We start from the raw sequence: 7,092 nt of genomic DNA on the forward strand, positions 1-7,092 counted from the left end.
CGTCAGCCGCCCGCGAGGATCTCGCGCACGCGCGCGACGTCGTCGGTCATCTGGATGATGAGCTTCTCGATGCCCTCGAACGCGACCATCCCTCGGATGCGCGCCGCGAACTGCACCTCGACCCTCAGCCCGTAGAGGTCGAGGTCGTCCTCGTCGAGCACGTACGCCTCGACCTGGCGCTGCGCGACGTCGTCGAAGGTCGGGTTCGTGCCGACCGAGATCGCCGCGGGGTACCGCACGACCGAGCCGAGCTCTCCGCGCGGGACGACGAGCCATCCCGCGTACACGCCGTCGGCGGGAATGAACCCCTCGGCGTCCTGCGCGAGGTTCGCCGTCGGGAAGCCCAGCTCGCGCCCGCGCTTCAGCCCGTGCACGATCTCGCCGCGCACGGCGTGCCGGCGACCGAGCAGCTTCGCGGCGCGCTCGACGTCGCCCGCGTCGAGGAGCTCGCGGATCCACGACGACGACACGCGGCGCCCGTCGCCCGAGCTGGCGATGTCGGGCATGATCTCGACCGAGAACCCGTGCTCGGCGCCCATCCGCTCGAGCAGCGCGGCGTCGCCCGCTCCCCCGCGCCCGAAGCGGAAGTCGCTCCCCACGAGGACCCGCTGCGCGCGCAGCGCGCCGACGAGCACGCGCTCGACGAAGCTCTCCGCGGGCTCCGCCGCGAGCTGCTCGTCGAACGCGAGCAGCAGCGTCGCGTCGACGCCCGTGCGCTCGAGGAGGTCGACCTTCTGCTGCACGCTCACGAGCGGCTGCGGGCAGCGGGCAGGCGCGATGAGCGCGAGCGGGTTCCGATCGAACGTGACAGCCACCGTGCGGGCGTCCGTGCCCGCGGCATCGACGAGCATCCGCTCGATGAGCGCGCGGTGCCCCGCGTGCACGCCGTCGAACTTGCCGATCGCGACGACGGAGGGCCCGAACCCCTCCGGCACCTCGCCGGCGTCGCGGAAGAGCATCATCGGGCGACCTCCGCGGCCTGCCGCGAGCGGGCGGGGCGGTGCGTCGCGAGCCACCAGATGCCGAAGAACGGCAGCACGAGCGGGATCCAGACGTATCCGCTTCCGTAGAGCGACCACACGGTCGGGTGCTGGAACAGGGCGGGGAGCGCGATGCTCAGGGAGCCCACGATGATGACGCCCGCGAGCTCGAAGATCACCGACACCCACGCGACGCGGTACCACGCGTCGCTCTTCGAGAACATCAGCGCGAGAGTCGCGAGGATGTACACGACGGCCGACGCCGCCGACAGGGTGTAGGCCACGGGCGCCTCGTCGAACGCGCGCACGATCTGCACGAACGACCGCCCGGTGGCGGCCAGCGCCATCACGCCGTACACGAACACGAGGACGATGCCCACGCCGGTCATCCGGCGGGTGCGCGCTGGCTCTGTCATAACGGCTCCATTTTAGGCGGCGCACCTGCGCGCGGGCCGCGCGAGAGCGCGGTCAGGCCACCTGGATCGTCCAGATCACGTGCATGCGGTACACCATCACGGCGACGGCGAGCCCGAGCACCCCCATGACGACGACGCTCCAGCGACTGCGGTCGATGAAGGCCCACACGACGCCCGCGACGGGAAGGAGCGCGGCCGACACGAGGTAGGTCCAGAACTCGAGCAGGTCGCCCGTGGGCGGGTTGCCTGCGAGCGGCGCGATGATCGCGATGACGATCTGCACGACGAGGAGCACCTGCACGAGAGCCATGGCGCCCACGGAGAGGTCGCTCGGGCGCCGTCCGGCGAGTCCGAGGATGACGCACAGCGCGCCCGCGAGGCTCGCGACGGCGACCTGCGCGATCGTGAACCACGCGATCATGCGGCGCCTCCCTGAGGCTCCGGCATGTTCATGGCGCTCTTGAGGGCGGATCCGCGCTTCTCGACGATCCCGATGAGCGCGCCATCCGGACCGATGGCGGCAGCGAGAGCGCCGGGGACGCGTGCGGCCGCGCCGGCGAGCCGCTTGCCGTGGCGCAGGTCTCGCGCCTCGTCGACGGTCGCGTCGAAGCGGCCGAGGACGCTGGCGGCCACGTCGGCGGGCGGAAGGAGGGGCGCGTCGGCGAGCCGGTCGTCGACCGCGGCCGCGTCCGCGACGTCGAACGGCCCGACGTGCGTGCGACGCAGCGCGGTGAGGTGCCCGCCAACTCCGAGCGCGACGCCGAGGTCGCGCGCGAGGGCGCGGATGTACGTTCCCGACGAGCAGTCCACGGCGACGTCGAGATCGATCGCCCCCTCGGATCGGCGCACGGCGTCGATCTCGAAGCGCGAGATCGTGACCTCGCGCGCCGCGAGCTCGACCTCCTCGCCCGCCCGCACCCGGTCGTACGCCCGGCGTCCGTCGACCTTGATCGCGGACACCGCGCTCGGCACCTGCGAGATCGGGCCGGTCAGCGCGGCGACGCCGCGTGCGATGTCCGCGTCCGCGACGGCAGCGAGGGTCTCCGGCGAGACGGATGCGGTGACGTCGCCCTCGGCGTCGTCCGTCGTCGTGGACTGCCCGAGCCGGATGGTCGCGGTATAGGTCTTGTCGAGGCCCACGAGATACGTCAGCAGGCGCGTCGACCCCTCGATCCCGAGGACGAGGAGCCCCGTCGCCATCGGGTCGAGCGTTCCGGCGTGGCCGATCCTCCGGGTTCCGAAGGCGCGCCGTGAGCGCGCGACCACGTCATGGCTCGTCAGGCCTCCCGGTTTGTCGACGAGCAGGATGCCTCCGGCCTGGGGAACGCGTGACGCCATCCCTCCAGCGTATTGCGTCTGCCGAGTGCCCCGCGGACGGGTCAGGCGCAGGCCTCGTACGCAGGGGTCTCGAGCGTCGTGACCGCCACCCGGGTCGCCCCGTCCTGTCCGTCCGCGTACTGGAAGAACACGGATCCGTCCGACGCGTCGTCGTCGTCGATCCGCAGGAACGAGATGCCCTCGATCGGCGAGTCGACCTCGACGGCGTCGGGGTGCACCGCGAGGACGTCCTCGCGCGTCGCGCCCACACCGAGGCCGTCCTCGGTCCGCGGGCCGATCCCCGACCGGTCGCTCAGCGACTCGACGGTCGCGGCGATGACGGGGCCGGCGCCCTCGGCGTCGCGCTGGAACGACACGAGGTACGTGCCGTCGGGTGCGCTCCAGTACGCGACCCACGCGCAGCTGTCGTCGTTCACCCAGTCGCCGGGGAGCGACGCCACGACCTCGTCGAAGTCGTCGCCGAGCTCGATCGGGCCGAGCTCGCCGTCCTCGATCTCCCACGTGGCGGGGTCAGCCGGGTCCTCGGCGTCCTGCCCGGGCGTCGTGGGGGTGGGCGGCGGCGTGCTCGGCGTCTGCGAGGGCGACGCGCTCTCGCTCGGCGAGGGCGACGTCGGCTCCGCGGTGTCGGCCGGATCTCCCTCCGAAGCGCAGCCGGCCATCGCGAGCGCCAGCACCCCGGTCAGAGCGATTCCCGCTCGGATGCGCATCATGATGATCTCCTCTCAGCTGCCCCTCTTCGACGGTAGTGCCCGGATCGGCGGGGTCGGTAACGGTTAGGACGCCGTCCGATAACGCTTCGGTCGCGCCCCGATGCGAAGCACCTGAACGGGTGCGCACGGAGCGCGGATGAGCGCGTCATAGGCTGAGACGATGCCCACCCTCGACCTCGCCGACAGGCTCGTGCCGTGGTTCCGCGCGCACGCGCGCGATCTGCCGTGGCGCCGCCCGGGATACGGGGCTTGGGGCACGCTCGTGAGCGAGTTCATGCTCCAGCAGACCCCGGTCGCGCGCGTGATCCCGCACCTCGAGGCATGGCTCGAGCGCTGGCCGACGCCGACCGCGCTCGCCGACGACGCTCCGGCCGAGGCGGTGCGGCAGTGGGCGAACCTCGGCTACCCGCGCCGCGCACTCTGGCTGCACCGCGCCGCGGTCGAGATCCGCGACCGCCACGAGGGCGTCGTCCCGCGTGACGTGGACGCGCTCCTCGCGCTCACGGGCATCGGGGACTACACGGCGCGGGCCGTCGCGGTCTTCGCGTACGGCGACCGCCATCCCGTCGTCGACACGAACACCCGGCGCGTCATCGCGCGCGCCGTGGACGGCCGCGCGCAGCCGGGTCCTCCCCACCGCCGCGACCTCGAGGCGATGACCGCGCTCCTGCCGGAGACCCCGGCCGAGGCAGCGGCGATGAACGCCGCGGCGATGGAGCTCGGTCAGGTCGTGTGCACGGCGCGCGCCCCGCGATGCGACGAGTGCCCGGTCCGCGCGTCGTGCGCGTGGCTGGCGGCGGGGCGGCCCGAGACGCCGGACACGCGGCGACGGCAGGCCCGGTACGAGGGCAGCGACCGTCAGGCCCGCGGCGCCGTGCTGCGCCGGCTCCGCGAGGCCGGCCCGGATGGCGCCCCGCAGGACGCCGTGATCGCGGAATGGCCCGACCGCGCTCAGCGCGACCGGGCCATCCTCTCGCTGCTGTCCGACGGACTCGTCGAGACCGACGGAGAGCTGCTGCGCCTGCCTCGGTGAGGCTCAGGCGTCGTCTTCGTCCGCCGTCTCACGCGGCTTGACGTAGGGGTCCTCCCCCGCCGCCCACTGCGCGCCAGCGGCGAGCCCGGCGACCGCCTCGTCGCGCTCGCGCGCCTCGCGCAGGAGCGCGGTGAGGTGGTCGGCCGTCTCCGGCAGCGCGTCGGGGATGAACTCGAGCGACGGCGTGAGCCGCGTGTTGAGCTGCTTCCCGACCTCGCGGCGGAGCATGCCGGTGGCGGCTTTGAGGGCCGCGCCGCTCGCGACGCGCTCCTCGTCGGAGCCGTACACCGTGTAGAAGACCGACGCGTGCTGCAGGTCACCCGACACGCGCACGTCCGTGATCGTCACGAAGCCGAGCCGCGGATCGCGCAGGCCCTTCTCGAGGCGCTCGGCGAGGATGACGCGGATGCGATCCGCGAGCCGCGCCTGACGTTCCTGTCCGGCCATGTTGTCCTCCTTGGATGAGACGGCCCTGCCGAGCGGCCAAAGCCGCCCGACAGGGCCGGTGGGTGAGATCCGCGTCAGCCGCGCGGCTTCTCGACCATCTCGGTCGTCTCGATCTCGTCGCCGACCTGGATGTCGTTGTACTTGCCGAGGCCGATGCCCGCCTCGAAGTCCGTGCGGACCTCGGTGACGTCGTCCTTGAAGCGGCGCAGCGACTCGATCGCCAGGCCGTCCGCGATGACCACGCCGTCGCGGATGACGCGCGCCTTGGCGTTGCGCGTGATCGTGCCGGAGCGGACGATGACACCCGCGATGTTGCCGAACTTGGAGGAGCGGAAGACCTCGCGGATCTCCGCGACGCCCGACTGGACCTCCTCGTACTCCGGCTTGAGCATGCCCTTGAGCGACTGCTCGACATCGTCGATCGCGTTGTAGATGACCGAGTAGAACCGGACGTCCACGCCCTCGCGAGCCGCGGCCTCGCGGGCCTTGGCGTCGGGGCGGACGTTGAAGCCGATCACGATCGCGTTGTCGATCGTGGCCAGGTTGACGTCGGACTCCGTGATCGCGCCGACACCGCGGTGGATGATCCGCAGCTGGACGCTCTCGTCGACCTCGATCTTGAGCAGCGACTCCTCCAGCGCCTCGACGGCACCGGCGACGTCGCCCTTGATGATGAGGTTGAGCGACTCGACCTTGCCCTCTTCGAGCGCACGCGTGAACTCCTCGAGCGACATGCGCTTGCGGGCCTTGGCCAGCTGGGCGTTGCGCTCGACGGCCTCGCGCTTCTCGGCGATCTGACGCGCCGTGCGGTCGTCGTCCGTGACGATGAAGGTGTCGCCGGCCCGGGGAACCGAGCTGAGACCCTGCACCTGCACGGGCCGCGAGGGAGCGGCCTCGGTGACGGCGTCGCCGTTCTCGTCGATCATCGCGCGGACGCGGCCGTACGCCGTGCCGGCGACGATCGGGTCGCCGACGCGCAGCGTCCCCGCCTGGACGAGCACGGTCGCCACCGAGCCGCGGCCCTTGTCGAGCTTCGCCTCGATCGCGACACCGCGCGCCGCCTTGTTCGGGTTCGCGCGCAGGTCGAGACCCGCGTCCGCCGTGAGGAGGACGGCGTCCAGGAGGTCCTGGATGCCGATGTTCTGACGCGCGGAGACGTCGACGAACATGACGTCGCCGCCGTACTCCTCAGCCACGAGACCGTACTCGGTCAGCTGCTGGCGCACCTTGGCCGGGTTCGCCTCGGGCTTGTCGACCTTGTTGACCGCGACGACGATCGGCACGCCGGCCGCCTGCGCGTGGTTCAGGGCCTCGACCGTCTGCGGCATGATGCCGTCGTCGGCCGCGACCACGAGGATCGCGATGTCGGTCACCTCGGCACCGCGGGCGCGCATGGCCGTGAAGGCCTCGTGACCCGGGGTGTCGATGAAGGTGATCGCGCGCTCGAAGCCCTCGTGCTCGGTCCACACCTGGTACGCGCCGATGTGCTGCGTGATGCCGCCGGCCTCGCCCGCGACGACGTTCGTCTTGCGGATGGCGTCGAGCAGTCGCGTCTTTCCGTGGTCGACGTGACCCATGACCGTGACCACCGGGGGACGGATCTCGAGGTCGGCGTCGTCCTCCTCGAGCTCCTCCTTCTCGAGGTCGAGGCCGAAGCCCTCGAGGAGCTCCTTGTCCTCGTCCTCGGGCGAGACGATCTGGATCTTGTAGCCGAGCTCGGAGCCCAGCACCTCGAACGTGGCCTCGTCGAGCGACTCCGTCGCGGTCGCCATCTCACCGAGGTGGAACAGCACCGTGACGAGGTTGCCCGGCTGGACGCTCATGCCGGTGATCGACTCGATCTTGTCGGCGAAGTCGGAGATCGATGCGCCGCGGCGCATCCGGATGACGGTGTTGCCGTCGCCGCGCGGGACCTTGACGCCGCCGACGATCGGCGCCTCCCGCATCTCGAACTCTTGACGCTTCGCCCGACGCGACTTGCGCTGCTTGGACTTGCCGCCGCCCTTGCCGAAAGCGCCGGCCGTGCCGCCGCGACCGCGGCCGCCGGGACCGGGACGGCCGGCGAAGCCGCCGCCGCCGGGTGCGCCGCCGGGACGGAAGCCGCCGCCGGCACCGGGGCCGCCAGGGCGACCCCAAGGGCCTCGGTCACGCGGTGCTGCGCGCCCAGG

At 72.1% G+C, this 7,092-nt stretch carries 8 protein-coding genes; 1 reads left to right on the top strand and 7 read right to left on the bottom strand.

What is annotated here, in order from left to right; translation table 11 throughout:
• Positions 1-2: 2 nt before the first annotated feature.
• The 5 genes from ACOWU6_RS13585 to ACOWU6_RS13605 are packed head-to-tail and all read right to left on the bottom strand — an operon-like array spanning position 3 to position 3,444.
• A complete protein-coding gene (locus tag ACOWU6_RS13585) occupies positions 3-962 on the bottom strand; it encodes a bifunctional riboflavin kinase/FAD synthetase (protein ID WP_421076002.1) in 960 nt (319 codons plus the stop codon).
• Positions 959-1,396: a hypothetical protein gene (locus tag ACOWU6_RS13590; RefSeq protein ID WP_324011991.1), complete on the bottom strand. Its 438-nt coding sequence runs from the start codon at positions 1,394-1,396 to the stop codon at positions 959-961. Before ACOWU6_RS13590 ends, ACOWU6_RS13585 begins: the two co-directional genes overlap by 4 nt.
• A gap of 52 nt (positions 1,397-1,448) precedes the next feature.
• The gene (locus ACOWU6_RS13595; RefSeq protein ID WP_421076003.1) at positions 1,449-1,817 is read right to left on the bottom strand and encodes a hypothetical protein; all 369 of its coding nucleotides are present in this window, start codon (positions 1,815-1,817) and stop codon (positions 1,449-1,451) included.
• Complete coding sequence (gene truB, locus ACOWU6_RS13600) at positions 1,814-2,734, bottom strand: tRNA pseudouridine(55) synthase TruB (RefSeq protein WP_421076004.1); 921 nt, start codon at positions 2,732-2,734, stop codon at positions 1,814-1,816. The genes ACOWU6_RS13595 and truB overlap by 4 nt, the downstream gene beginning before the upstream one ends.
• Positions 2,735-2,775: 41 nt before the next feature.
• A complete protein-coding gene (locus ACOWU6_RS13605; protein WP_421076005.1) occupies positions 2,776-3,444 on the bottom strand; it encodes a hypothetical protein in 669 nt (222 codons plus the stop codon).
• 160 nt (positions 3,445-3,604) lie between these two features.
• Between ACOWU6_RS13605 and ACOWU6_RS13610 the strand changes: the two genes are divergently transcribed.
• Positions 3,605-4,477, top strand: coding sequence for an A/G-specific adenine glycosylase (locus ACOWU6_RS13610; RefSeq protein ID WP_421076006.1), 873 nt, complete (start codon positions 3,605-3,607; stop codon positions 4,475-4,477).
• A 3-nt stretch (positions 4,478-4,480) separates the two neighbouring features.
• On the opposite strand, the gene rbfA is transcribed toward ACOWU6_RS13610, so the two are convergent.
• Positions 4,481-4,924: a 30S ribosome-binding factor RbfA gene (rbfA, locus tag ACOWU6_RS13615; protein WP_271174195.1), complete on the bottom strand. Its 444-nt coding sequence runs from the start codon at positions 4,922-4,924 to the stop codon at positions 4,481-4,483.
• A 74-nt stretch (positions 4,925-4,998) separates the two neighbouring features.
• Positions 4,999-7,092 (bottom strand): translation initiation factor IF-2 (gene infB, locus ACOWU6_RS13620; protein ID WP_421076007.1); only part of this gene is annotated, 2,094 nt, incomplete at its 5' end.

Origin of the sequence: Microbacterium sp. SA156, assembly GCF_049065455.1 — a bacterium.
Classification (GTDB): domain Bacteria; phylum Actinomycetota; class Actinomycetes; order Actinomycetales; family Microbacteriaceae; genus Microbacterium; species Microbacterium barkeri.

Coding starts and splice junctions, on each gene's coding strand:
- ACOWU6_RS13585 (WP_421076002.1), bottom strand. CDS start 962: ATGATGCTCTTCCGCGACGCCGGCGAGGTGCCGGAGGGGTTCGGGCCC.
- ACOWU6_RS13590 (WP_324011991.1), bottom strand. CDS start 1,396: ATGACAGAGCCAGCGCGCACCCGCCGGATGACCGGCGTGGGCATCGTC.
- ACOWU6_RS13595 (WP_421076003.1), bottom strand. CDS start 1,817: ATGATCGCGTGGTTCACGATCGCGCAGGTCGCCGTCGCGAGCCTCGCG.
- truB (WP_421076004.1), bottom strand. CDS start 2,734: ATGGCGTCACGCGTTCCCCAGGCCGGAGGCATCCTGCTCGTCGACAAA.
- ACOWU6_RS13605 (WP_421076005.1), bottom strand. CDS start 3,444: ATGATGCGCATCCGAGCGGGAATCGCTCTGACCGGGGTGCTGGCGCTC.
- ACOWU6_RS13610 (WP_421076006.1), top strand. CDS start 3,605: ATGCCCACCCTCGACCTCGCCGACAGGCTCGTGCCGTGGTTCCGCGCG.
- rbfA (WP_271174195.1), bottom strand. CDS start 4,924: ATGGCCGGACAGGAACGTCAGGCGCGGCTCGCGGATCGCATCCGCGTC.